The sequence below is a fragment of the Brevibacillus sp. RS1.1 genome (assembly GCF_013284365.1).
Classification (GTDB): Bacteria; Bacillota; Bacilli; order Brevibacillales; family Brevibacillaceae; genus Brevibacillus; species Brevibacillus brevis_D.
In genome coordinates, this window is the sequence record NZ_JABSVA010000001.1 from 952,680 (window position 1) to 975,983 (window position 23,304).

General features: G+C 47.4%; 23 protein-coding genes and 1 riboswitch. Of the genes, 9 read left to right on the plus strand and 14 right to left on the minus strand.

Going from position 1 to position 23,304, the window contains the following annotated elements:
- Both HP570_RS04460 and HP570_RS04465 read right to left on the minus strand, forming a co-directional pair.
- Nucleotides 1-984, minus strand: coding sequence for an ABC transporter substrate-binding protein (locus tag HP570_RS04460; protein WP_173624992.1), 984 nt, complete (start codon nucleotides 982-984; stop codon nucleotides 1-3).
- Between the two features lie 156 nt (nucleotides 985-1,140).
- Nucleotides 1,141-1,289, minus strand: a riboswitch (cobalamin riboswitch).
- 151 nt (nucleotides 1,290-1,440) lie between these two features.
- Nucleotides 1,441-2,385 (minus strand): MBL fold metallo-hydrolase, encoded by a 945-nt coding sequence (locus tag HP570_RS04465; protein WP_173624993.1) that lies wholly within the window; start codon nucleotides 2,383-2,385, stop codon nucleotides 1,441-1,443.
- A gap of 156 nt (nucleotides 2,386-2,541) precedes the next feature.
- Between HP570_RS04465 and HP570_RS04470 the strand changes: the two genes are divergently transcribed.
- Nucleotides 2,542-3,126: a pyridoxamine 5'-phosphate oxidase family protein gene (locus HP570_RS04470; RefSeq protein WP_015892195.1), complete on the plus strand. Its 585-nt coding sequence runs from the start codon at nucleotides 2,542-2,544 to the stop codon at nucleotides 3,124-3,126.
- Between the two features lie 47 nt (nucleotides 3,127-3,173).
- Here the strand turns inward: HP570_RS04470 and HP570_RS04475 are convergent, their stop codons facing one another.
- Nucleotides 3,174-3,932, minus strand: a complete 759-nt coding sequence (locus HP570_RS04475) for a MerR family transcriptional regulator (protein ID WP_142497537.1) — start codon at nucleotides 3,930-3,932, stop codon at nucleotides 3,174-3,176.
- 136 nt (nucleotides 3,933-4,068) lie between these two features.
- On the opposite strand from HP570_RS04475, the gene HP570_RS04480 reads away from it, so the two are divergent.
- Nucleotides 4,069-4,239, plus strand: coding sequence for a hypothetical protein (locus HP570_RS04480; protein ID WP_015892197.1), 171 nt, complete (start codon nucleotides 4,069-4,071; stop codon nucleotides 4,237-4,239).
- A 50-nt stretch (nucleotides 4,240-4,289) separates the two neighbouring features.
- Here the strand turns inward: HP570_RS04480 and HP570_RS04485 are convergent, their stop codons facing one another.
- Nucleotides 4,290-5,222: a manganese-dependent inorganic pyrophosphatase gene (locus tag HP570_RS04485; RefSeq protein ID WP_142497538.1), complete on the minus strand. Its 933-nt coding sequence runs from the start codon at nucleotides 5,220-5,222 to the stop codon at nucleotides 4,290-4,292.
- A gap of 143 nt (nucleotides 5,223-5,365) precedes the next feature.
- Between HP570_RS04485 and HP570_RS04490 the strand changes: the two genes are divergently transcribed.
- Entirely contained in the window at nucleotides 5,366-6,136 is a 771-nt protein-coding gene (locus HP570_RS04490; protein WP_173624994.1) for a metallophosphoesterase family protein, read from the plus strand.
- Nucleotides 6,137-6,261: 125 nt separating this feature from the next.
- The gene (locus tag HP570_RS29770) at nucleotides 6,262-6,390 is read left to right on the plus strand and encodes a hypothetical protein (protein ID WP_256436200.1); all 129 of its coding nucleotides are present in this window, start codon (nucleotides 6,262-6,264) and stop codon (nucleotides 6,388-6,390) included.
- A 407-nt stretch (nucleotides 6,391-6,797) separates the two neighbouring features.
- Here the strand turns inward: HP570_RS29770 and HP570_RS04495 are convergent, their stop codons facing one another.
- The 5 genes from HP570_RS04495 to HP570_RS04515 are packed head-to-tail and all read right to left on the minus strand — an operon-like array spanning nucleotide 6,798 to nucleotide 12,124.
- The gene (locus HP570_RS04495) at nucleotides 6,798-7,799 is read right to left on the minus strand and encodes an ABC transporter substrate-binding protein (RefSeq protein ID WP_173624995.1); all 1,002 of its coding nucleotides are present in this window, start codon (nucleotides 7,797-7,799) and stop codon (nucleotides 6,798-6,800) included.
- A gap of 42 nt (nucleotides 7,800-7,841) precedes the next feature.
- Nucleotides 7,842-8,867 carry a FecCD family ABC transporter permease gene (locus tag HP570_RS04500; RefSeq protein ID WP_173624996.1) on the minus strand — a complete coding sequence of 342 codons (1,026 nt, stop codon included), beginning with the start codon at nucleotides 8,865-8,867 and terminating at the stop codon, nucleotides 7,842-7,844.
- Nucleotides 8,867-9,904 (minus strand): FecCD family ABC transporter permease, encoded by a 1,038-nt coding sequence (locus tag HP570_RS04505; RefSeq protein ID WP_173624997.1) that lies wholly within the window; start codon nucleotides 9,902-9,904, stop codon nucleotides 8,867-8,869. Before HP570_RS04505 ends, HP570_RS04500 begins: the two co-directional genes overlap by 1 nt.
- Nucleotides 9,879-10,472 (minus strand): nitroreductase family protein, encoded by a 594-nt coding sequence (locus HP570_RS04510; RefSeq protein WP_173605559.1) that lies wholly within the window; start codon nucleotides 10,470-10,472, stop codon nucleotides 9,879-9,881. The genes HP570_RS04505 and HP570_RS04510 overlap by 26 nt, the downstream gene beginning before the upstream one ends.
- A gap of 32 nt (nucleotides 10,473-10,504) precedes the next feature.
- On the minus strand, nucleotides 10,505-12,124 hold the full coding sequence (locus HP570_RS04515; protein WP_173624998.1) for an AraC family transcriptional regulator: 1,620 nt from the start codon (nucleotides 12,122-12,124) through the stop codon (nucleotides 10,505-10,507).
- Between the two features lie 277 nt (nucleotides 12,125-12,401).
- Here HP570_RS04515 and HP570_RS04520 point away from each other — a divergent pair, with 277 nt between their 5' ends.
- On the plus strand, nucleotides 12,402-13,136 hold the full coding sequence (locus tag HP570_RS04520) for an SDR family NAD(P)-dependent oxidoreductase (RefSeq protein ID WP_173624999.1): 735 nt from the start codon (nucleotides 12,402-12,404) through the stop codon (nucleotides 13,134-13,136).
- 19 nt (nucleotides 13,137-13,155) lie between these two features.
- Here the strand turns inward: HP570_RS04520 and HP570_RS04525 are convergent, their stop codons facing one another.
- Together HP570_RS04525 and fmdA are read right to left on the minus strand one after the other, a co-directional pair.
- Nucleotides 13,156-13,467, minus strand: a complete 312-nt coding sequence (locus tag HP570_RS04525) for an FmdB family zinc ribbon protein (RefSeq protein ID WP_173625000.1) — start codon at nucleotides 13,465-13,467, stop codon at nucleotides 13,156-13,158.
- A gap of 36 nt (nucleotides 13,468-13,503) precedes the next feature.
- On the minus strand, nucleotides 13,504-14,685 hold the full coding sequence (fmdA, locus tag HP570_RS04530; RefSeq protein ID WP_064201961.1) for a formamidase: 1,182 nt from the start codon (nucleotides 14,683-14,685) through the stop codon (nucleotides 13,504-13,506).
- 480 nt (nucleotides 14,686-15,165) lie between these two features.
- On the opposite strand from fmdA, the gene HP570_RS04535 reads away from it, so the two are divergent.
- Nucleotides 15,166-16,425, plus strand: a complete 1,260-nt coding sequence (locus HP570_RS04535; protein WP_254495014.1) for a sigma-54 interaction domain-containing protein — start codon at nucleotides 15,166-15,168, stop codon at nucleotides 16,423-16,425.
- A 55-nt stretch (nucleotides 16,426-16,480) separates the two neighbouring features.
- On the opposite strand, the gene HP570_RS04540 is transcribed toward HP570_RS04535, so the two are convergent.
- Together HP570_RS04540 and HP570_RS04545 are read right to left on the minus strand one after the other, a co-directional pair.
- Nucleotides 16,481-17,398 carry a phosphotransferase gene (locus HP570_RS04540; protein ID WP_173625002.1) on the minus strand — a complete coding sequence of 306 codons (918 nt, stop codon included), beginning with the start codon at nucleotides 17,396-17,398 and terminating at the stop codon, nucleotides 16,481-16,483.
- Nucleotides 17,399-17,450: 52 nt separating this feature from the next.
- Nucleotides 17,451-18,086 (minus strand): helix-turn-helix transcriptional regulator, encoded by a 636-nt coding sequence (locus HP570_RS04545; RefSeq protein WP_173625003.1) that lies wholly within the window; start codon nucleotides 18,084-18,086, stop codon nucleotides 17,451-17,453.
- 220 nt (nucleotides 18,087-18,306) lie between these two features.
- Here HP570_RS04545 and murB point away from each other — a divergent pair, with 220 nt between their 5' ends.
- The 3 genes from murB to HP570_RS04560 all read left to right on the plus strand — a co-directional run bounded on the left by murB (nucleotide 18,307) and on the right by HP570_RS04560 (nucleotide 20,964).
- Nucleotides 18,307-19,209, plus strand: a complete 903-nt coding sequence (murB, locus tag HP570_RS04550; protein ID WP_015892213.1) for a UDP-N-acetylmuramate dehydrogenase — start codon at nucleotides 18,307-18,309, stop codon at nucleotides 19,207-19,209.
- Nucleotides 19,210-19,232: 23 nt separating this feature from the next.
- The gene (locus HP570_RS04555; protein WP_015892214.1) at nucleotides 19,233-19,586 is read left to right on the plus strand and encodes a HesB/IscA family protein; all 354 of its coding nucleotides are present in this window, start codon (nucleotides 19,233-19,235) and stop codon (nucleotides 19,584-19,586) included.
- 187 nt (nucleotides 19,587-19,773) lie between these two features.
- On the plus strand, nucleotides 19,774-20,964 hold the full coding sequence (locus tag HP570_RS04560) for a multidrug effflux MFS transporter (protein ID WP_173625004.1): 1,191 nt from the start codon (nucleotides 19,774-19,776) through the stop codon (nucleotides 20,962-20,964).
- An 81-nt stretch (nucleotides 20,965-21,045) separates the two neighbouring features.
- Here the strand turns inward: HP570_RS04560 and HP570_RS04565 are convergent, their stop codons facing one another.
- Complete coding sequence (locus HP570_RS04565; protein ID WP_173625005.1) at nucleotides 21,046-23,061, minus strand: endonuclease MutS2; 2,016 nt, start codon at nucleotides 23,059-23,061, stop codon at nucleotides 21,046-21,048.
- Nucleotides 23,062-23,304 lie beyond the last annotated feature (243 nt).

Below are 23,304 nucleotides of genomic sequence, written 5' to 3' on the forward strand. Positions count from 1 at the left end.
TTATTTCACCAAGTCAGGGTAAATCGCCTTCGCTACTTCAATCAAGCCTTGTGTAATACGCGGACCAGGACGGGACAAAATATTTTGGTCCATGCCAAAGATTTGTTTTTCACGAATCGCCTTCATTTTATCCCAGCCATTACGCTTGGCAATCATATCCTCCAGCTTGACGCCAGTCTTTTCATCGGTAATTCCGCTCGCATACAAAATGACGTCTGGATCGTTTTGCAAAATCTTTTCTTCACTGATCGGATTCCAGCCCTGTGTATCAGAAGCAATGTTCGTCGCTCCAGCCAGTGTGATGAGCTCGTCCATGAATTCACCTTTTCCGACTGTCCAGCCTGGGGAAAACTCAAGGTATACCTTTTTCTTCTCTTCTGGTTTTACATTTTTCACTGCTTCTTGAACGTACGCGATATCTTTCTTCATTTGCGCGACAACTTTTTCGGCTTGTTCTTGTTTGTTAGTGATAACTCCCATCGCCAACACATTGTTTAGGATGTCATCCATCTTTGTCGGATGGGTAATGTAGACGGGCATCCCGAGAGATTTGAGCTTGTCAGCCACTGGCTTCTCCATCGAAATCCCACCGACGACCATATCTGGCGTTTGAGCGAGAATCGCTTCTTCATTCGGTTTGACGACGCCGCCAATTTTCGGTTTTGTCTTCGCCGCTTCTGGATAATCATCATAGTCTGAGACAGCTACGATCCGATCTTCCAAGCCTAATGCGAACAAAATCTCTGTCTCGGCAGGTGATGTGGAGACGATTCGCTCAGGAGCTTTTGCAAAGGTTACTTCTTTTCCTGTCGCATCCTTGACTGTCAACGGATACGTTGTTTGTTTTGCAGACTGCTCGGCTGTATTCTCTTGCGGTGCACTTGTTTGTCCACCAGGTGCTGGCTGGCTGTTATCGTTACCCGCACAACCTGCGAGGCTCGCCGCAACTAGTAGTGGGATCATGAATCGCAATGAACGTTTCATATGTAGAACTTCCTTTCTGCGTGTCTGATTGACTGTACCTTCCAATAAAAAAAGCGACCCTTGCTTCCATTCGGAAATCAAAGGGTCGGCACCTCAGGGCAAACAGACAGGATGGTCTGCTTCCTGAAATAGGCCGATCCTTTCCGCGAAGGCAACAGGCACAAAAACAAACAGGCAGGTCTCCTGGCTTACGGCTGAGGAACGAGCCGATTTACAGTGGCGGGACCGCGTCGGATTTTCACCGACTTCCCTTTTCACCCGATCTTTTTGAGAAAAGACGAGGCACCTATTTGCTGTTACGTTTGAAATTGTCACAGTCCATGACTCATCCTACATCATAGCATTCCTTGGATGAAAAAAGAATGACAAACACGTAAGCCAATACTTTCTTGCCTGCTAAAAATGAAAACGCCTGAACAAAAAGTTCAGGCAAATAGAATGCTTTTGGCAAAGCTTTTACCCTCGTTTGTGCAAATAATCCAGAATGCCCATGGCACACACCTGTAAATCCAGCTTGAGTACTTCGAAAACTTCGTGGTCATCATTGATGCCTTGTGACTGTAGATGCTCCGAGACTCGTTCCAATAACTTACGAGACAGATCAGCATATGTTTGTCCAGCAGCAAGTGTTGATTCTCCTTCCGCCACAAACACGGGGAGCCACTCACGTATTTGGCGGTACACATCGTCTACCTGTTCAGACATCCCAAAATGACCAAAGTAAATGCGATTCAGCTTGCGCGCTTCAAATCGACGTAGAGACGCTAACATGGCATCCGGGTCAAACTGATTCGGAGAAGTAGATGGCAGCACGAGGTGTATACCATCCTTTTTAAGCTGCGGATAAAGGACACCTGCCGTGTCACCTGTGAACATGCCGCGGCTAACGGGATCGTAGATGCTGAAGTGATGATTTGCATGCCCTGGCGAATCCAGAAACTCCAACATGCAATTCGCCCCGATCTTTAATGTATCCCCGTCTCCACGAATCAAAATCCGCTCTTCGGGAACAGCTTCAATCGGATCAAACAATCGATCAAAATCATCATGGTACACCGCTCTCGCCCCTGCGATCAGTCGGCTTGGATCAACGAGGTGACGTGCACCTTTTGGATGGACGACGATCTTTGCGTTTGGACAATCCTGTAGAAAAAGTCCCACTCCTCCCGCATGATCCAAATGAATATGCGTCACAATAATGTATTTTACTTGTTCCGGGGTAAAACCGAGCTTGGCGAGGCCGGTCTTGATGTATGGGACGGAGGGGCTTGGCCCTGTTTCAACCAAAGTCAGTTCTTCTTCAGCGATGACATAAGTCCCCGTGCGTTCCGCCCAGCCCATATCGAAACCGTCTATTAAATGGATGCGCTCCCCTAAGTAAATTGGCTGTGATGATTGCATGTAAATGCTCCTCCTTTTCAAAGGTGATTTTGTTGCAAGAATATTTATACTTTATCATCAATTTGGGACGTACTGGGAATATCAACACAAATTCTTCATATTTTCATCGTAATATGAGGGTAGTAAAAACAATTCCTTTACCTGGAGGGGTGCAAAATGGGTCAGCTTTTCTCTGAGTTACGACCTGAGCATGAGAAGTTTATCAAGAAGCAGCGAATGTTCTTCGTTGCCTCTGCTCCTATGGACACAGATGGTCACGTGAATCTTTCACCGAAAGGGTACGATTCCTTTCGCATCATATCGCCTACCGAGGTGGCCTATTTAGACCTGACTGGAAGCGGAAACGAAACCAGTGCTCATCTACAGGAAAATGGCCGGATTACTCTCATGTTTTGTGCATTTGAAGGCCCTCCTCTCATCATGCGCTTATTCGGCAAAGGAACGGTTATTCTCCCAGATTCGCCTCGGTGGGATGAGCTCGTAAAAGACTTCCCGCTTCTGCCCGGTGCTCGTCAAATCATTACCGTAAACGTACAGGAAGTAAAGACTTCTTGCGGCTGGGCTATCCCCTTCTATTCCTACTCAAAAGAACGCGACACCCTTCAGAAATGGACTTTGGCTAAAGACGAACAGGAACTGCTTGCTTATCAAAAGGAAAACAACGTAGTAAGCATGGATGGCTTGCCAACACCCTTGGGACAAAAGCTTTTTCCTGCAGTAGGTGGGGATAACGAAGCGTAAAACGCAAAGAAGCTGCCTTGCTCGCAGCTTCTTTGTTTGAAAACTCTTTACTTGCTGGTATAAATGACCACTGCATCGCGGAGAAACTCGGCTACACCTGGCTGTTCCTTGTCATAGTAAGCAGTAAAGCGCGGGTCATCGACGTACATCTGGGCAACACCTGCGTGCGCTTCTTTGCTGTAACTGTCCCAGTAAAAGCTGAGCCATTGACGGTGAAGATCTGCTGCTTTTTGCGCCAATTCATGAGCAGGATCACCTGTCGAAAAAGCCTGCGCCAATGTATCGTGCAGCTCTGCGTTCAATTTCTCCAGCGCGGCATACTGTTCTTCTGTCATGCCTTTGACCATCTGATTCGATTTTTCGATTTGGTCATTTCCGTATTTCGCTCGAATTTCTGCCCCGTACTTCTCTTCATTCTCATCAATCATCTTTTGCTTGAAGCCTTCAAATTTTTGTTGGTCACTCATCGTTTTGGTCCCCTCTCTTTGTGCTAATGTCAAATCGACATTGGCGATTAACGCATCCAATTGCGCTCGCCTTTCCAGGAGCTTCTCGCGGTGCTCCCACAGTGCTCGGTCAGCATCAAAGGTTGGTGAATCCAGGATCTCCTTGATCTCCTCCAAGCTCACACCCAGCTCGCGGTAAAAAAGGATGTGCTGCAATCGATCAACCTCAAGCTGTCCGTAAATGCGATACCCTGACGAATTGATTCTCGCCGGCTTGAGAAGGTCAATTTCATCGTAGTATCGGAGCGTCCGGGTGCTGACACCCGCCAGGAGTCCTAGCTTTTGCACCGTGTATTCCATGTTCATTCCTCCTGACAAATTGATCGTACACATTTACGGACCGTCAATGTCAAACACATTTTCAGCATAAAATTGTCGTTACTCTCTATCCATAATTTGTTAAAATAGAGATAACGCCATACAAGGGGGGACTTCGATGCTCTATATCATCGGTTTCATTGTAGCCGTAGTCGGTGCCGGATGGGGATTAACAGGGCTGCTTAGCCTCAAAGCGAGAGATAAACATGCCATCACCCATTACAGTGACGATGCTTATGCCCAGCAAAACTTGTTCCAGATGCACAACAACCCTTCTCAAGGAATGTAAAAATAAAAAATGGCTGCCCGCATCCTGTGCATGGCAGCCACCTTTCTTTTTTACAGAGCTTGGAATGTATCAGTCAATACCGGTACGATTTGCTTCTTACGGGAGACAACGCCCTTCAGAACAGCTTTGTTGTCCACCAATGTTACTTGGTACGCTTTTTCTACCGCTTGTGTTGCGCTACCAAGAGCGATCGCAACAGAATCGTTGTTCAAGATATCCGTTACAACAAACACGAACAGGTCCAAACCTTTTTCAGCGATGTTTGCGTTCATAGCTGCTTCCAATTCGCTTTGGCGTGCAAGTACATCATTGACATCTACTGCATTGACTTGCGCGATTTCTACTTTCGCATTGCCCATTTGGAACTCTTTTGCATCCAATGTGAGCAATTGTTCGATTGTTTTGTCGCTCAGGTCTGCCCCCGCTTTGAGCATGTCCAGACCGTATGCTTCCAGATTGACACCTGCGATTTCAGCCAGCTCATGAGCAGCCGCTACATCTTGCTCCGTGCAAGTTGGGGATTTCAACAGCAACGTATCCGAAATGATAGCAGAAAGCATCAAGCCCGCCATCTCTTTTGGAATGTCTACGCCGTTTTCTTTGTACATTTTCTTCAAAATGGTAGTCGTGCATCCAACCGGCTCGGCACGGAAGTAGAGAGGATTGCTCGTCTCAAAGTTCGCAATACGGTGATGGTCGATCACTTCTACCACTTGCACTTTCTCAATGTCATTTGCGCTTTGTTGGCGCTCATTGTGGTCTACAAGGATGACTTCATTTACTTCATTTGCCACTGTTTCTACGAGGCGCGGCTCTTTTACTTGGAAGTAATTCAACACAAACGCTGTTTCGCTGCTGATTACACCGAGGCGTACAGGCTCTACATTCGCGCCCAATTTTGTTTTCAAGTCAGCGTACACAAGTGCTGAACAAATGGAATCTGTGTCTGGATTTTTATGACCGAAGATTAGTTTTTTTTCCATCATCCATACTCCTTAATCGTAATTTGGCTCCCAAATTATACCACAACTTAGAGGATATGCCCAAGATACATTATAGGTTCAAATCGGATCATTGAAAATACGATTTTGAAGATCAATCAGGAATGAACGGGAGGCGATGTGAGATGAAAGTGGCAGCTCTGTATGACATTCACGGGAATGCCCCTGCACTACAGGCTATATTGGTAGAACTGGAATCAGTGAAGCCTGATCTTATTGTCATCGGGGGTGATACGATCTCAGGCCCGATGCCCGTCCAAACACTTGAACTGCTGTTCCAATTGGATACACCCGTGCAATTCATCCGTGGTAATGGCGAGCGTGAAGTACTTCTCACATTTGACGGAGAGGCTCAGACCTTGGAATTGTCCGATTCTGTCCGAGAAATCACGTCATGGGTTGCGGAGCAATTGAGCCGCTCTGATCGTGACTTTCTGGCGCAACTCCCTCTTACCTATACGTTAAATCGAGAAGATTTCGAGGACGTGCTATTCTGCCACGCGATTCCCACCAATGATGAAGATATTTTCACTCCACTCACTCCGGATGCAATTGTGGCCGTTTACTTTGAGGGGACGCAACAACGAACAGTCATCTGTGGTCATACACATATCCAATTTGAACGTCGCCTTAGCGATCTGCGTATTCTCAATGCCGGAAGTGTGGGCATGCCGTATGCCGACAAACCGGGGGCATACTGGTTATTGCTTGATGGTGACAGCTATGAGCATCGCTTTACACCCTATGACGTAGAAGCTGCTGCAAAACTAATCGCTTCTACGAACTATCCGCAAGCTCAGCAGTTTGCCGAAGAGAATGTCCGAAAAATACCTGCGGTTCAAGAAGCGATCGAATTTATAGAGGCCCTGGCACAAAAAAACCGACCCTCTACTTAATTAAAGGTGCTCCTATCGTGGTCATGACTACTTATTTCATAGGATCTCGCTCCTTTTTTCGACTGGTTGTTTGATCTCCTTACTCATAAAAAGGGCAGCTGAGAGAAAAAAGAGACAGATTAGAAATGGATGAGAAAATAAAGAAGACCTCTCACCGAATCGTGATTGCCGGTGAGCCACAGCGATTAACAAAAAGAGCGAGTGTCTTCTACTGGCAAAAACGATCTATTCCGGCTGTAAATCGACGCAAATGAAGCTTCCGCACTTTTGCGTGCTTTCCGCTTTTTTCCGTATAATAAAAGCAATCGAGAGGACAACAGTCGGCTCGATGACATACGAAAGAGAGCGTGAATGGCAGTGTAATACATATCGTTTCTAACTACTTTCTATTTTTTCTTATATGAGAAGGAGAAACGATTTTTCGTGGAATCACCCCTTTTGAAAAACATCTTTTTTTGAACCTATTTTTTCGTAACGATGCATACAGTCATCATGTCCGTTATGACCTTAGAAGTGAAAAACCCAGCACGAATCCAATTGGCACAAGCAACACAAGCTATCTCCTCTGCCTATACGGAATCAGATAATCGGAAATGAAAAAAAGCACTCTACTAATCTTGTAGAGTGCTTCTTATATGGTTACGAACTTCAGGGAGAATTTCTATTTGCCGAGATTGTTCTTAATGGCTTCCAATCCAGCAATTTCCCCCAGGAAGAACGTATCGCCCGCGAGTGTATCCATCTTGTAAACCTGGTTGTTTTTCACTGCTTTGAGGTTTTTCCAGACAGGATGATCCTTCCAAATATGAATCAACCCTTCCGGCTCCTCCGCTTTCGCTGATCGGCGGTTCTCAGCAATAAAGATATGATCGGGAGCGAGCTCACTCAACGCCTCGATTCCGATACGCCCCCCAATCTTTCCATCCTCGGGCAATTCTGCTATCGTCGTTAGTCCCACTTCCTCATAGTAAATCGGGAAGTTTTTGGGATGCATCACCGTAAAATCCTTGCCATTGGAAACGAGGAATAGCACCGTTTCTCCTTTATGTTTGTCTGCTGCTGCTTTTGCTTCGCTTTTCAGCTTATCAAAATCCGCCAAAACTTGCTTCGCCTTATCTTCTTTGCCAATAACTTCAGCTATTTTCATGAGGCGGGTGGGTGCATCCACTGAGAAATCAATGACGATGGAATCAGCCATTTTGTTGAATTCCTCAAATCTGGAGCCTTTTCCGGTGCTTGTCATGACAATAACCTCTGGGTCCATCTCCAACAAAGTCTCCAAATTTGTTTTTCCACCCAGATCCTTCACCGTTTTCCCTTCCGCATACTTCGCAAAAATGGGTGACTTGCTTTTGGTCGACTCATAGCCTTCCGATACAATCGGAGCAAAATCTAGCACGAGGAAGTAATCTGTTCCCATGATATCGACAGAAGCGACACGCTCCGGCTTTTTCTCCAGTGTGACTTCCCCCATCGCATGCTTGATGGTTCGAGGATACACAGGCGCCTCTGTCCCTTTTGTATCGGGTTGTGATGCTCTTGCCTCAACCGTTTGCGCTTTATTGGTAGCGTTTGTGTCTGTAGTCGACTGTCCTGCTCCGCAACCTGCTACGACGGCTGTGGCTAAGATTACGGACAGAATGCCTGATAATTTCTTTTTCATATCGATTGAACTCCTTTTTTCATCCCCTGATTTCAACGTGTCTTACCCCTTTGTCCGGATCAATAAATACAGAAAATAAGGCCCCCCAATGAGGGAAATAACAATACCCGCTGGTACTTCTGTAGCTGGCATGATGCTTCGCCCTATCGTATCCCCGGCCAATACGAGCAATGAACCGACGAGCGCCGTAATGGGCAGCATGTATTGATGCTGGGGTCCGACCAATCTGCGCGCGATATGCGGACCGAGCAAGCCGATAAAGCCTATGCCTCCACCTGTCGCTACACTCGACGCAGCCAAACCAACCGCCCCGGCCATCAAAGCCAATCGCTCCCGTTGAAGAGATACACCCAGACTTGCTGCAATATGTTCGTTCATACTGAGCAGGTTCAGCACATTTGCCTTCCAGTACACGTACGGTAGCAGAATCACCATCCACGGCAAAAGTGCCAGCACGAACTTCCAATTGGAACCCCACAACGATCCCATTTGCCAAGTGACGACAAACTCGAGGTTTCGTGGATTCAACTGAAGTGTCAAAATAATGCTGATGGCGCTAAGTCCCGCCCCTACTGCAATCCCTGTAAGCAAAAGACGAGTAGGAAATATGCCGTGCCCCTTCTTGTATGCAAGGATATAGATGATGGCTGCTGTGGCAGTGGCACCGATGAGTGCGAGAAATGGCATCAAAAAAGGCGGAGCCATGTTCGTCGCGGGATAAAGAGAGACGAACAACAATACGGCCAGTCCAGCACCTGAACTGATTCCAAGAATCCCAGGGTCAGACAGACCATTGCGAGAGATCCCTTGCAAAATCGCCCCCGATACAGCAAGCCCAGCCCCAATCATGACCGCAATCACCATACGAGGAAGCCGCAGCTCAAACAACACGAGACTCTGCTTTTTCGAGCCCTCCCCGAGCAATGTCTGCAACACCTCAAAGGGCCCAATACTGTACGGTCCCGTGTTCAAGCTCAGGACAAAACCGACAAGCAAAAGTACTGCGAAAAGAAGGATCAGTCGGACACTACGCCTTTTTCTTTTGTGAGAAAATGGATCGATGTCCACTACCACTCCCTCCTTTCCTTACGTGCCAGGTACAGGAAGAAGGGGACCCCGATGACAGCGATAATGGCGCCAAGCGGTGTTTCGTAGGGCATCGCTATCATTTTGGCTCCGATGTCTGCAAAAACAACCAAAACGCCTCCCATGACTGCCGAACAAGGAATGATCCAGCGGTAATCAACCCCGACCAGAAAACGGACGATGTGCGGGACGACAAGACCGACAAACCCGACACCGCCAACCGTTGAAACCGAAGCACCTGCCAGCACCATGACGACAACCGCCGCCAAACCCTTCACCAGTCTGGTCTTTTGTCCGAGTCCCGCTGCAATCTCTTCCCCCAGACTCAAAATGGTAATGGAGCGAGACAGGATCATGGCCACAATGATTCCTCCCACAATCCAGGGCATCATGACGGATACTTGAAACCACTCCGCTGTAGAGATCCCCCCTGCTGACCAGAATGCCAGATCGTAGTTGATCTGAAAGAGGAGGGATATCGCCTGACTAATCCCTGATAGGATAGAGCTAACGACTGCCCCCGCCAACGCGAGCCGTAAAGGTGTCAAACCGTTTTTGGAAAAATAGGCCAGTCCATAAACAAGCCCTACTCCCAGACCCGCTCCGATAAAAGAAAAGAGAATAATAGACTCAAAAGGGAGTCCTGGTGCAAAAGCAAAAACGAGTACAAGCACGAATCCAGCCCCTGCATTAATGCCCATCAAGCCCGTATCCGCAATCGGATTTCTCGTAACCCCTTGCATGATGGCTCCTGCTACGGCAAAAGCAGCTCCCACCAGCGCTCCTGCCAAGGCACGCGGCATTCGCAGTGATTGAATAATGACGTGATGCTCGTTGCTAGAATCGTAATGAAAAATCGAGTTCCAAACGGTGGTAAACGAGATATTCGCCACTCCTGTGATAATGGATGAACCTAGCCCGAACAAGATGCCGCAGATCCCCGCAACAATCAACACGGTCGCCATCCACGGCCTGGTTCGAAGCGAAGTATTTTTAGTGATCGGCTGTGACAGTGACATTTCCCTTCTTATCCTCCAGAGCAACGTTCGAATGAATCACGGTCAGCTTGTCGTTTGCAGCCGTTCTCGCTCGTGCTTCCGGGATGACCTCCGGAAAGCCAAGCTGAAGCATTCCTACGAGCTTTTCCTCCGCACGTACCCCTACCGCTTGCAAAAATCCTGCTTGATACGTGAACGGTTCCGTTTTCCAAACGACGCCCAACCCCCGCTCCCACGCCGCGAGCTGAAAGTTTTGAATCAACGTGCAGGCAGCCGCATAGTCCTCTTCCCGTTCTCTTTGCCGAGAGTCTTCATGAACGATTACCAAAAGATATGCCGGGACGCGTAAAAGCAATTCCGGATCTCTTTTTTTCATGGCGTTTTGAAGAATGGCATCGACGACAACCTGCTTGCCTTCCTCCATATACAGAACGAATCGCCAAGGCTCGCGTAGTCCGTGGTTAGGTGCCCAGACAGCTACATCCAGTAACTCACGAATCAATTCCAGTGGAATCGGGTCTGGCTTGAATTTCTTTATGGTTCTGCGGTCACGGATCGCTTGTGCAATCGGATACAATGATGGTTCCATCTCGTTCCCTCCAATAATAGTGATACTCATTCTCAATCATTATCACAAACTTGTGGACGCAAGAAAATTGAAGAACCTGATTCCTTTTTTGTACATTCCTGTGACTCTGCAAGATGCGTGAGCGCCTCTGATATGGCCTGCTCATGGCCGAGTGCGGAATAATGCAGCCAAGGATATACCCCTGCTCGATGTACATTTCCCTTTAATCGATGCTTGCGTACATCCGTTCGAATTTTCCTTTCGTCGAAAAGCAGAATATGATCAGCTTGAAAATCTTGTAGCTCATCCAGACTCGCGATATCCAGAAAGGCAAAATGATCTGTTCCCACCGGAGGTCTTACCTGAAGATCTCCGTACAAAATATCGGAAATTTTCCGCCTTCTCGCACCAAATATACGGGCTCCTCCATCCCAAGCCCTCACTGCCATAACGGTTTCATTCCCAATTTTTTTGCGGATACGCTCGCGGGCTGCAACTGCTTTCAGATCATAATAATAGAGCCAACTCGTCGCCACCTCTGTAATTCCCAGCATGGCAGCTACCTGCTGCAAATGATCTCGCCAGGTCGTTGTTTTGAAAGGAATGAGCTGTGTCGGTGCAATGGCTTCCAATTGTTCAAGCCAAGGTGCAACCTGATCTGTACCGACAATCAAATCCGGCTCCATCTGGCGTAGACGGTACAAGTCAAATTCCAGTGTGGCTGCTTCCATCTGGGAGTACGGCCTCTTTTGCCGATGCTTTTCCCAAACAGGAATCAGATGTTGGACCGAAACCCCCAGTGCGAGCAGATCACCGATGATTGCTGGATGGAGTACGGCGATTTTCTTTTGTAACGATTTCTTGAAGCGATAAGGGGGAACACCAACGATCTTTTTAAACATCCGACTGAAATAGTACACATCCCGATAGCCCACTTCATTAGCTACCTCAGGAATTATCACGTCCTCCGCCACCAGAAGCTGACAAGCCTTCTCCATTCGTTTCCGATTGATGAATTGCAAGGGAGTGAGCGAGGTGTACTCCTTAAACTGCTGATAGAAAAGGGTCGGCGTCATTCCTGAGTAGCGAGCCATCTCCTCGATCTGAAAAATCTCCTCACAATGCTGCTCCATATGCTCAGCGATCCCTTGAAGAAGTTGCTGACGATCTGTTTTTTTCTCTTGCAGCGTAATTCCAGCCATAATCGCTTGCCATAGCTTCCAAAAAAGAATTTGCATGGTTGCCTGATCGAGGTGATCTTTTCGCCATGCCAGATGCAATTGTTCGATGTGATGGTGAATCAAGGAGATTGTTTCGATATGGTACTTCCCCTGGATCGGTAGCATCACTTCGTTTATGAGCCACCCATCCCTTTCTTTTCTGGCATGAGCAGCAAAAAGCGCCACGTAACAAACATAGATGCTCTCCGTAATGGGCAAAAGGGCGAGCCCTTCCTGCCTATCCTCTGGAGATATAACCATGCAATCTCCTTGGTTAAGCATCCCTCCTGTCTTATCCAACCGAAACGACGCCCTGCCCTCTATTACCAACATGATTATTTGTTCGCTTCTATCTCTCGCTTCTACAAGCTTCCATTCTTTTGAAATGGACAAAACTTGCACATCATTTACAGTGATGACATTCGGATCACTATATGTGTCTGTTTTTCTCATAAATAACTCCTCTTGAATCATGATGCAGCAATTGATAACAATTCTCACCAATTGTACGAGAGACTTGGCAAAACTGCAATTACACTTGAGTGAGAAAAAAGCAAAAAAACGCCAAACGATCATCAAGATGACCACTCGACGTTTTCTTTTTCCACGTAAGCTATTCACATGACACTCTTTGTAGACAAATATTTCTGAATGATCGTATATTTTAACAAAGCATCTCATATTTTCTACCTATGTTTCTACTAAAACACAAACAGAAAGAGGTACAGGTATGCTGAGCAATCAAAAAGTAATCGTAACAGGAGCAGCTTCTGGGATCGGGAAAGCCGTAGTGATGCACTGCTTGCAAGAAGGGGCCGCTGTCATCGCGTGTGACCTCAATCAGGAAGCTTTGCTGGCACTGGAAGAAGAGATGGATCGAGCAGAAAGACTACATACGTATTGTGTGGATGTTAGCAAATATGAGGAGGTCGCGGCTTTTTTTGCGCATATCGAGGCAGAGCATGCGGATTGTACCAGTCTCGTCAATAACGCAGGCATTTACCTGGCGAAAAACATTCTGGACTACGACCTCGACACAATTGAAAAAGTGCTCGCGATTAACTTAAAAGGTAGCATTTATTTCTCACAGATGTTCGGAAAGCTCCTTTTTCCTGCCCAAAAACGAGGAACGATCGTCAACCTGTCCTCTGTATCCGGAATCGAGGGCAGCTCGGATGCAGTCTATGGAACCTCGAAGGCGGCAATTCTCGGCTTGACGAAAAGCTGCGCAATGAACTTCGCTCCCTACATCCGGGTCAATGCGGTAGCACCCACTATGGTTGCTACACCGATGATGGACACCATTCCAGAATGGCGTCGGGCAGAATATCTCGCTCACGGCCTCATCGACAGCCCTGTAATGCCAGCGGACGTGGCAGATACCGTCGTTTTCCTGTTATCGGAGAAGTCCAAACACTACACCGGAGCGACTTTTGACATCAACAACGGCGGATATCTGCGGTAATAGCATGGCAAAGGGGCGTTTAATGCCCTACCATCCAAGGGCGTTTGCCCCCACGACTGTGAGAATGTCCCTGATGTGTCTGGCTACCGTGGCTATGGCTGCACCCTGCTCCTTCATGGGAATGCGAATGCTTCCGTACCACTTTTGGTTCCACACCACGCTCAATACGTTGTCGCAGCGCTTGCGGTGTCATGATCAATCCTGGTGCGGCATACAAACGCTTTGACGGTAGCCGGCAGTTGGGGCACGCAATGCTATCTGTCAGCTCGCTCATCTTCAGCCATTGTACAAATGGACCACATTCCTCGCACATGTAATCATATCTCGGCATCGTATTTGGCTCCCTCTTTCGCGTTCTTTTTCCTGGCTACTTCGGCAAAATATCTCGATCAAAAATGCTTGTCGGGATAGACAAGGTGCAGCACGCATTCGGAATATCGACGATTCCCGCAATTCTTCCCTCCACCGGCGCTGTTCCCAGCAGCATGTACGCCTGCTCCCCCGTGAAGCCCATCGCTGTTTTCAAATACTCGATGGCATTCAGGCAAGCATTGCGGTAAGCAACATGCGCATCCATGTACAGCTGCTGCCCTGTCGTCTCGTGGACGGAAATCCCTTCGAAAACGAGGTATTCTGTATAGCGAGGTTCTACTGGACCCGGCTTGAATACAGGGTTGTTCACGATGTTATACTTCGCCATCCCACCCTTGATGATGTCCACATGAAGATCCAGCCACCCAGCCATTTCAATTCCGCCACAGAAGGTCACTTCTCCGTCTCCTTGTGAAAAATGCAAATCGCCCATGGACAGCTTCGCCCCATTTACATAAACCGGAAAGTAAATACGAGTGCCTTTGGATAAGTTTTTGATATCGCAGTTTCCGCCATGCTCACGAGGGGGGACAGTCCGAGCCGCTTCTCTGGCAATCCGATCAAACTCCGCTCCTTTTAAACTACCCAACACGGCACTGTGCGGGGTCGGCAAATTCGCGAGTGGCGGCATTCGTTCAGGATTTGTCGCTACAAGGTCGCTCTCTCTTCGATTCCAGCGATCCAATAGCTGGTGGGAAGGTGCGGTACCAATCAAGCCTGGATGAAGAATGCCAGCAAATTTGACTCCTGGCAAATGGCGGGAGGTCGTGTAAATGCCGTGGAAGTCCCAGATCGACTTGGCCGCTTGTGAATAATGATCAACGAGGAAGCTCCCGCCGTTTTCTTTGGCGAAAATCCCGTTAAAGCCCCATTCCGATTGGGGAAGTGCCCCGATATCGAGAATATCGACAACCAAGAGGTCGCCTGGCTCTGCTCCATTCACCCAGACAGGTCCACTAAGTACATGGACGCGATTGAGGTTCACATCGCGAATGTCGGAAGGGTCATCGTTGTTCGAGATCTGCCCGTCCGTCCAGTCCTTACATTCCATGCGAAAAACAGCTCCCGGATTCACGGAAACGGTTGCTGGAATGTCTGGATGCCATCTGTTGTGACCAGGTGTATCCTGCTCCTCCATCGGTTTGTTCAAGTCAACTCGAAATAAAACTTCTGGCATGCTGCTTCCCCCTCACTTGTTCGAAATGGCATATGCGTACATACACAAAAAGAAGCAAAAGACATGCCAATGCTTGCTGGCCCCGATAAAAATTTAATCGTACCGATTCTTTTGGCTATTTTCTCCTGTATACTTATGACAAAGAGCTTGTCGCAAAACAGGTCATGCAGTTGATCTGCCCTTGACCAGAAAACTCCCTCTTCTCTTGTATCGCTTTCGTCTTTGTGTGTCGTTTGTTTCACCTTCCTTGTCGGACACCTGTCCCACGATCGAACAAACAAACTATAACCAAGAAAGGGTGCGAGAACGATTTTTGAAGCCGGCATGCTTCTCTCTTCTTTCGATTCTTCCTCCGCATTCGAGCGTTCCCAACATCGCGCGATCTCTCATGCTGTCTTTCATTCTCTCTATCAGCAATTACAGGCCACCACGCATCTCTCACCCTACGAATTTTCTCTGATCAAGGACGCGCTAATCCATTTGCTACAAACTGATCATGCGATTCCAGCCCTCAGACATGCCTCTCATTCTGTTCCCAATTGGAAGAGTCTTCTTTTCGCATGGGCGGAAAATAGCCAAGAATGCCTCATCGCCCTCAGTGACAAGCGCAGCGTACTTTTTGCTAACAAGCGGGCAAAGGAACGCTTTTCGTTAGTGGAAGGCCTTGTGCTCGAGGCGGATTGGGAACAAGAACGCTTACCCAATTGGTATGTAGAGGAACTCGATCTGGGGGAAAAGACGTGGTATCGCCTCTTTTTGATTCGCCCAGGTACGTCAACCTTGTCAAAGACTACTAGCAGCTATTCGTTTTCAGAGATACATACGAATAGCCCCCTCTATCAAGCTCAACTGCGTACAGCACGTATTGCTGCACAGTCGCTATCGAATACGTTATTGCTCGGAGAAACAGGCTGTGGCAAAGAAGTCCTGGCACGTGCCATCCATTCCTCCAGTTCGCGAAAAGACGGCCCTTTTCTTGCCGTCAATATCGCAGCACTTCCACGCGAACTGATCGCCAGTGAGCTATTTGGATACGCAGAAGGAGCTTTTACGGGAGCAAAAAAAGGAGGACAACCAGGAAAATTTGAAGCGGCAAATGGAGGAACGCTATTTCTCGATGAAATCGGGGAAATGAGCTTGGAGCTTCAAGTGCTTTTGTTGCGGGTACTCGAAGAACGAAAAGTGACGAGATTGGGTTCCCACGAAGAAAAGCCATTGGACATTCGTGTGATCGCTGCCACCAATCGTTCCATTGAAGAAGATGTACAGAATGGTCTGTTTCGTGCAGACCTTTACTACCGGCTAAATATCCTGCAAATACGCATCCCTCCCCTGCGTGAACGCAAAGAAGACATTGCAGCCTTGGCTAACGAGTTCCTTCAGCTGCTTCATACCCAATACGCTGGCGGTCCGACAGGTATCTGTGAATCTGCCCTAGCGATCTTGCAGCAGCATTCATGGCCTGGTAATATTCGTGAGCTGCGCAATATCGTGGAGCGAGCATTTTTACATGCGTACGGTGATCCGTGGGTCACCTCTCACCATCTCCCGAGCGAATGGCAGCAGCAATATGGTCTGCAAGAAGCATCCAGCAAACCTTTGCCATTATTGCGCGAATTAGAGCGACAGACAATCCAGCAAGCCATCACAGAAGCTCCATCTATCAGCGCCGCTGCCAAAAAGCTAGGTATTGCGCGAAGTACTCTGTATCGAAAAATGGAAGAGTTAGGAATCGGATAAGAAAATCGGGGGATGAGCGTAAGCCGCTTTTCCCCCGAAATCGTTTACTGATGCTCTATTCGTCAGCGAGCGCTCGCCGTATCGTCTTTCTTGCTTCCTCTGCTACTACCTCATCCTTATGATCAATGGCTTGCATCCAAAGCAGCATCGGAATGTACACAGCCATCATCCTGGCCAATATTTTTGTCTCTTCATCCACTTCTCCATACACCTGGAAAAACGATTGGCGGGCATGTGGCGGTAAAAAACTGTAGACCACATTTAAATCCGCTCCTGGATGCCCCACATTGAGATCTCCCCAGTCAATGATGCCTGATATCTGCCCGGCTTCATCTACCAGCATATTTTTCACATGGAGGTCTCCGTGCAGCAGCACTTCACGCGGACTTATTCGGTCTATCACGACTTGTCGTAAATAATTCGCGATCGCATCCCGATCTTCTCCAGAAATATGTACAGCCAAGGTAGACAAGAACGTCTGCATTTTTTCTTTTCTCTGTGCAATGTCCAGGAGGTTCCTATGATCTTGCTCGATCCCGTTCTCGCGGGCACGCTGGGTCGGAAACGCGTGTAAGCTTTTTAAAAACGTCGCAAGGGCCACTGCCGATGAAGCATGCTGCTCGTCGGTCAAGCCCTTTGGAAACGTTCCTGGAAGATACGTGTACCCCAAAAAAGGGAATGGGTAGTCGGTGGTTGGTTCTCCATAAAAAACTGGCTTCGGATACGGTAACGTCAGGAATGCCGCAAGCATTGGCAGCAGCATCCCTTCCTTTTTGATCAATTCCACAGCGACATTCCGCCTGGGAAAACGGAAAACAAAATCGTCCCCCACTCGAAAGACCATATTATCCCAACCACAGCCGATCAGCTTGATGGGCATAGAGGAGAGCTGCGGAAACTGACGGAGGATGAGTGTGCGTACCAATGGTTCAGATACTTCCCAGTCAGCATCCCATGGATTCGCGTTGGTCATTATTTTCGTTCCCTCCCCTTCGTCGTTTCATCTGCCATGATAATGCTTACAGCTACGATTGTGTAGCATGAATCTGATAGACACATCTCTTTCCGCCGATTGCCACGCATTCCGTCCGTTCTACGCTCGTTTGGAGTAACTCTCGGTAACAAGCAAGCTCTCTTGCACAAATCATCTGATACCGATCTGCTACTTTAAAATAGGGACAATTGTACTGTGTAATCACATATTCCTCATCACTGACCTGTTCCCATCTCGCCATAAATCCGTTGTCATCTTGGATGCGCGCCATCTCTGCCACCTTTTCAGATAGCGTTTTCCCTTCCATTTGTCCCTCGTATTTCTGGATAATCTTCTCTTGCTGTCTTGCAAAAAATTGATCCACACGGTCTTCCCCGTCGGCCAGCACGATATGCTCCATCAAATCCACGGCCAATCGCCCGTAATCATTCGGAAATTGTTCGTTACCTTGCTGTGTCAACGAGTAGTAGTGCATGGGTCTGCCTGCTTTTTGACGACCTACTCTGCAAACAACAAAACCGTCTTTTTCCAAGTAGATCATTTGCCTGCTGACAGCTACCTTTGTGAGCTCCAGCCTGTTTTGCAAATCCTTTGTGCTGAGCTCCCCTTCCCTTTTCAGCAGCAAAAGAATGTATTCACGTGTGGATAGGTGTCTATATCTCTCCATTTTCTCTTCGCCCCTTTATTTGGAAAAGAACGATACGCTCACAGTATATGTCCTTTGTATAACTAATTCAACAAACATGTTTATAAAGTGACATTCTTTGTTCATCACGAAAGCTACGCAATTGCAATTTATTAAACATTTTAGTTGAATATATATAAAATTATTCCTATACTGTGATTGAAGTGCAAGGTGTTTTTTTCAAGAAGGATAGGTGAAACAAATGAAACCTGTATTCTCCCTTCTCCGTGAACGACAGGTCGAAGTGACTTATCAAGAGCCTTTGGCGGCACATACTACCTGGAAAGTTGGCGGACCTGCGGATTTACTGATTACACCGAGCAGCAAATCCCAACTGATCATGGTCCTACAAATCCTGAATGAACATCATGTTCCATGGATGGTGATGGGAAAGGGCTCCAACCTTTTAGTCACAGACAAGGGTTATCGTGGCGCGGTCATCAAATTAAACAAGGCTTTGGACTATGCCCGAATCGTGGGAAATCAGATTTACGCAGGGGCTGGCTACTCCTTGATCAAGCTTGCAGCATTGGCAAATAAGCACAGGCTCAGTGGCTTGGAGTTCGCAGGTGGAATACCCGGGTCTGTAGGCGGAGCCGTGTATATGAATGCAGGCGCGAACGGATCGGATATATCGGACATTTTCCATTCAGCTGAAGTAATCACGCAAACGGGAGCCATTCGCTCCTTGCGTGACGTAGATTTGGATTTTTCTTATCGCCACTCTTCCTTGCAAGATGCTAATGCGATTATCACGGAAGCCGTTTTTGAGCTGACTATGCGCGACAACGAAAGCATCAAGCTCCAATGGAACCGCTATAAAGAAAAACGTTTACAAACACAGCCTCTGCCGTTCGACTGTGCGGGTAGTGTATTCAGAAATCCTCCGGGCCATTTTGCGGCAAAGCTCATTGAAGATGCTGGTCTTAAGGGCATGCGGTACGGAGGCGCGGAAGTATCGAGCAAACATGCCAATTTTATTATGAATACTGGCAATGCGACTGCACTTGATGTATGGACACTCATGAGGCAGATCCAGGAAAAGGTTCACAGCCAATCAGGCATTTACCTTGTACCTGAGGTTGTAATCGTAGGAGAACAGTAAAAATAACAAAGGGAGGCCTCACAATGATTCACATAAGCGAAGCTGCCGTCACTCGCCTTCAACATATGCTCGAACAAGAAAGCTCTACTCTCTTCATTCGTTTTGGCGTAAAGGACGGAGGCTGTTCCGGGATGACCTACGGACTCGGTTTTGATGATACGTATCAAGAAGGCGACACTACAATCGATATGGATAGTGTGAAGCTGGTCGTCAATCCGGAAAGCTATCCGTATGTCGATGGCGTCGAAATCGATTACAAAGAAACAGGAATGATGGGTGGATTTACGATCCAAAACCCCCATGCAATTGCAACCTGCGGCTGTGGAAGCAGCTTCCGTACAGCCCTACAGCGTGGGAAAAGAGAAAAGTGTGAGTAAACTACCAGACGAAAATGACTTGTCACCGCTTCCTAATAAATGCTATTCTATTGAAAAATTTCCCCCTATTCATTATGTAAGGTGACAATATGCTTTCATTTTCCAGATTGATAAAATGTAAACCCCCTATCCCGTAATCTCCCTCCTACGCTGTTTGAGATTTTCGGAATATAGGGGGAATGTACAAGTGAATAGAAAAATCTCAACACCATCTTTACTACTGTTGATTATCCTGGTGGGTTTTCCGCAAATTAGCGAAACGATCTACACACCTTCGTTACCTGATATCGCCAATAGTCTTCATGCCAGTAACAATATGATCCAACTGACACTCAGTATTTACTTCCTCGGCTTTGCCTTTGGTGTATTTTGCTGGGGAAGACTCTCTGACTCTATCGGTCGACGCCCTGCCATGCTCTGGGGAATTTTCGTTTACGGACTTGGCAGCTTGGGTTGCTACCTCTCCGATTCGGCTGACTGGTTGTTATGGAGCCGGTTCATCCAAGCTTTCGGTGCGAGTGCAGGATCAGTGGTAACCCAAACCATCTTACGAGAGAGTACCGATACCACCACGCGGCATGCTGTTTTTGCTCAGATTTCCGCTGCTCTCGCTTTTACGCCTGCAATTGGGCCCTTAATCGGTGGTTGGGTGGATCAATCATTTGGCTATCAGGCTGTCTTCTTCACGCTGATCGCAATGAGCGTAGTGATTTTTGCTTACGCATTTGTATCGTTGCCTGAGACCAAAACGTCTACAGCTTCAAAGATAAGCACGCTAGCTGTAGCCAAACGCCTTTTTACGGACAAAAGGATTTGGGCTTTTGGCTTCTTAATCGGGGCGACAAATGGCATGTTGTTCAGTTACTATGCCGAAGCGCCATTTATTTTCATTGGTTTTTTCGGCATGACGCCTGGTCTGTTTGGGTTATTGGGTATTTTCGTAGCTTTGGCCTCTGTGATCGGGGCAATGCTCTCGAAAAAACTGCTAACCAAATACCCGGCTGAGAGCCTAATTCTAATCGGCTCGCTGGTAACGACGTTTGGGGCAGTATGCCTTACAAGCTTCACTTTGTATGGCGCGAGTCCTTCCGTTGTCTCGATGGTGATCATGGTAACCTCTCTCTTTACCCTTTTGCTGGGGATTGGGATCGCGATTCCAAACTGCCTGAGTTTAGCTCTTGTCCACTACGGTGATGTACTCGGAACTGCTGGCGCTATTTTTGGTTTGGGCTACTATCTCATCGTCAGTCTCATCACGAGTGGTATGAGCTATTTTCATAACGGCTCGCTGGTCACCATGCCTATCTACTTCTTGCTATTGGCGATCATGATGGTGCTTGTAAGTAAACAAATAACGATTAGCCATACAGCCAAATAGCCTATTCGCTCTGTTCAGCAACTTCAACATCAAAAAAAGCCGATTCTCTCTTAGAGAAAATCGGCTTTTTGCCCATACTCATTACTCCTCCCGCTTCGTCTCGATCGATAATCCTTCGACATGCTTGCGACTCATCATTTTACGTTTCTTCCGGTTCTCTTTTGTCTCGAAAACAATGTCCATGTCATAATCCGCCGGATACAGTTCTTTGCCCTCAATATGCAAGACGAGGCGATTTTTGTTGATTTTATATTTCTGATTTTGAATCATGACGCCAACGATACCTTTGGAGTCCTCCGCACTAAACACGATGCCGATTCTCCCCAGATAGGAGATAAATACACAATCACCAACAGCAAATGGTTTGTCACGCTTTGGCGTGGCTGATGTGACTACGGCTTCTTCTGAAATCTCCCGTGGAAGCTCCTCTCGTCTTTCCTCTTCCACCTCTACTTCCACTTCTTCTGACTTTTCTATTACTCGTGTCTCCACATAGCTTGGAGCCTCATCCGCTTCCTGCTCGACGTCTTGGTATGGTTCCAGCCTTTCCAAAGTAGTAGTCGTCGTCATGAACCCATTCCGAGTAATTTCCCGAGAACGCTGAATCATCTCAGACGGGATACCCAGCTTCAATGCGATCAGGAATGCGTAGCTCTGGCCAGCTTCTCCGATTCGCAAGCGATATAGGGGCTGCAAGGTCTCCTCGTCAAATTCCATTCGTGCATTTTGGAACCCGGCAGTTGCGGAGGCAAAATTTTTAATTTCGTTAAAATGTGTATTCACGATTACCGTCGCGCCTCTTCGGTGCAGCTCCTCCAAAATCGCAATCGACAAGGCGACTCCTTCTCCTGGATCTGTACCCGTAGCCATCTCATCAATCAAGACGAGAGTCGAGGCGTCAGTAATTTTCAAGATTTCCAGGACGTTATGAATATGCGCCGAAAACGTACTTAACGCTTGCTCGATGCTCTGCCCATCGCCAATATCTACCGCGATGTTGCGGAAAATGGAGAAATGACTGCCTTCCTGTACGGGTACGAGCAAACCCGACTGTACCATCATGGTTAACAGTCCGATCGTTTTTAACGTCAATGTTTTTCCGCCTGTATTGGGACCTGTAATAATCAGCGATTTGTACTCTCGACCAATCTTCATGTGCAGCGGCACCATTTTCGGGCCGAGTAGCGGATGCCGTGCTTCCTTGACATCGAGGATCCCTTTTTCGTTTAGTTCGACATTCGCGCCTCCGATTGCCAATGCGTACTTCGCTTTTGCGAAAAGGAAGTCATACATTCCAACGGTCTCGACATTCACGGTGAGTTCATGGGTGTATTCTTCTGCGAACGCGGACAATTGCATCAGAACTTTTGTTACTTCACGTTCTTCCTCTGCCTTGAGTGCTGTCAGCTCGAACTGTACGGTGCTGATCTCCGTCGGTTCCATATAGACGGTTTGACCGCTCGCTGATTCATCTAAGACACTGCCAGCCACTTGCTTGCGATGTTCTTTTTTGATGGGGATGACATAACGTCCATTGCGTGTACTAATCACATTTTCTTGCATGATCGAACGATATTTGTTCACGATCGAATCCAGTTGTCTTTTCAGGCGCTCTTCAAATACGACAATGCGTTTACGCACCTTCAACAAGTCTTTGCTGGCCGAATCGACAACTTGCCCATGACGGATGCATTGTTCGATTTCGTTCCTCAATTTTGTGGCGTCGTACATCGATGCTGCATAGGTGCTTACCCGTGGCGCCAATTGTGCTTTTGTCGCCATGTACTTCATTAGTTGTGAGCAACTTGTTAGGAACAAGTACAGATTTGTAAAATCGTTTACGCCAAAGACATATCCCGTCCCCAAGAGGGAAAGGATCTTCTCCATCCCTTCCAGCGCGGGAATTGGTACACTGGCTCCGTTTTGCAGGATGTTCTTGGCTTCTGCTGTTTCGTCCAGCTTACTACGCACTACTTTGGCAGAGTCTATCGGCATCATTTGTTCTACATGCTTTTTCCCTGCGTACGATAAGGCGTATTCCATTACCTTTTCTTTGATCTTGTCGTATTCGAGACGCTGTAATGCTTTTTCATTCATGGCTGATTTCTCCTTTTTCATGGAAAATAAAAAAGGGCGGAGAATGAACAAATGTCATTCTCCGCCCTTTTTTTGGGATACCTAAACAAAACGCAACCAAATAAAAAACCGCGCTGAACACAGCACGGATTTTGGGCGCAATGATAGGATTTTCACCTAAGGCATTGTATGATATCCGTTGTTCTTAACTAATTCCAAGGCCGATTATCACCCAGCACAAAGAAACTTTGCTACATGGCAAAA

Bases quoted from the DNA above. Each gene is read 5' to 3' on its own strand.
- HP570_RS04460 (WP_173624992.1), bottom strand. From the start codon at position 984: ATGAAACGTTCATTGCGATTCATGATCCCACTACTAGTTGCGGCGAGC.
- HP570_RS04465 (WP_173624993.1), bottom strand. From the start codon at position 2,385: ATGCAATCATCACAGCCAATTTACTTAGGGGAGCGCATCCATTTAATA.
- HP570_RS04470 (WP_015892195.1), top strand. From the start codon at position 2,542: ATGGGTCAGCTTTTCTCTGAGTTACGACCTGAGCATGAGAAGTTTATC.
- HP570_RS04475 (WP_142497537.1), bottom strand. From the start codon at position 3,932: ATGGAATACACGGTGCAAAAGCTAGGACTCCTGGCGGGTGTCAGCACC.
- HP570_RS04480 (WP_015892197.1), top strand. From the start codon at position 4,069: ATGCTCTATATCATCGGTTTCATTGTAGCCGTAGTCGGTGCCGGATGG.
- HP570_RS04485 (WP_142497538.1), bottom strand. From the start codon at position 5,222: ATGGAAAAAAAACTAATCTTCGGTCATAAAAATCCAGACACAGATTCC.
- HP570_RS04490 (WP_173624994.1), top strand. From the start codon at position 5,366: ATGAAAGTGGCAGCTCTGTATGACATTCACGGGAATGCCCCTGCACTA.
- HP570_RS29770 (WP_256436200.1), top strand. From the start codon at position 6,262: ATGGATGAGAAAATAAAGAAGACCTCTCACCGAATCGTGATTGCCGGT.
- HP570_RS04495 (WP_173624995.1), bottom strand. From the start codon at position 7,799: ATGAAAAAGAAATTATCAGGCATTCTGTCCGTAATCTTAGCCACAGCC.
- HP570_RS04505 (WP_173624997.1), bottom strand. From the start codon at position 9,904: ATGTCACTGTCACAGCCGATCACTAAAAATACTTCGCTTCGAACCAGG.
- HP570_RS04510 (WP_173605559.1), bottom strand. From the start codon at position 10,472: ATGGAACCATCATTGTATCCGATTGCACAAGCGATCCGTGACCGCAGA.
- HP570_RS04515 (WP_173624998.1), bottom strand. From the start codon at position 12,124: ATGAGAAAAACAGACACATATAGTGATCCGAATGTCATCACTGTAAAT.
- HP570_RS04520 (WP_173624999.1), top strand. From the start codon at position 12,402: ATGCTGAGCAATCAAAAAGTAATCGTAACAGGAGCAGCTTCTGGGATC.
- HP570_RS04525 (WP_173625000.1), bottom strand. From the start codon at position 13,467: ATGCCGAGATATGATTACATGTGCGAGGAATGTGGTCCATTTGTACAA.
- fmdA (WP_064201961.1), bottom strand. From the start codon at position 14,685: ATGCCAGAAGTTTTATTTCGAGTTGACTTGAACAAACCGATGGAGGAG.
- HP570_RS04540 (WP_173625002.1), bottom strand. From the start codon at position 17,398: ATGACCAACGCGAATCCATGGGATGCTGACTGGGAAGTATCTGAACCA.
- HP570_RS04545 (WP_173625003.1), bottom strand. From the start codon at position 18,086: ATGGAGAGATATAGACACCTATCCACACGTGAATACATTCTTTTGCTG.
- murB (WP_015892213.1), top strand. From the start codon at position 18,307: ATGAAACCTGTATTCTCCCTTCTCCGTGAACGACAGGTCGAAGTGACT.
- HP570_RS04555 (WP_015892214.1), top strand. From the start codon at position 19,233: ATGATTCACATAAGCGAAGCTGCCGTCACTCGCCTTCAACATATGCTC.
- HP570_RS04565 (WP_173625005.1), bottom strand. From the start codon at position 23,061: ATGAATGAAAAAGCATTACAGCGTCTCGAATACGACAAGATCAAAGAA.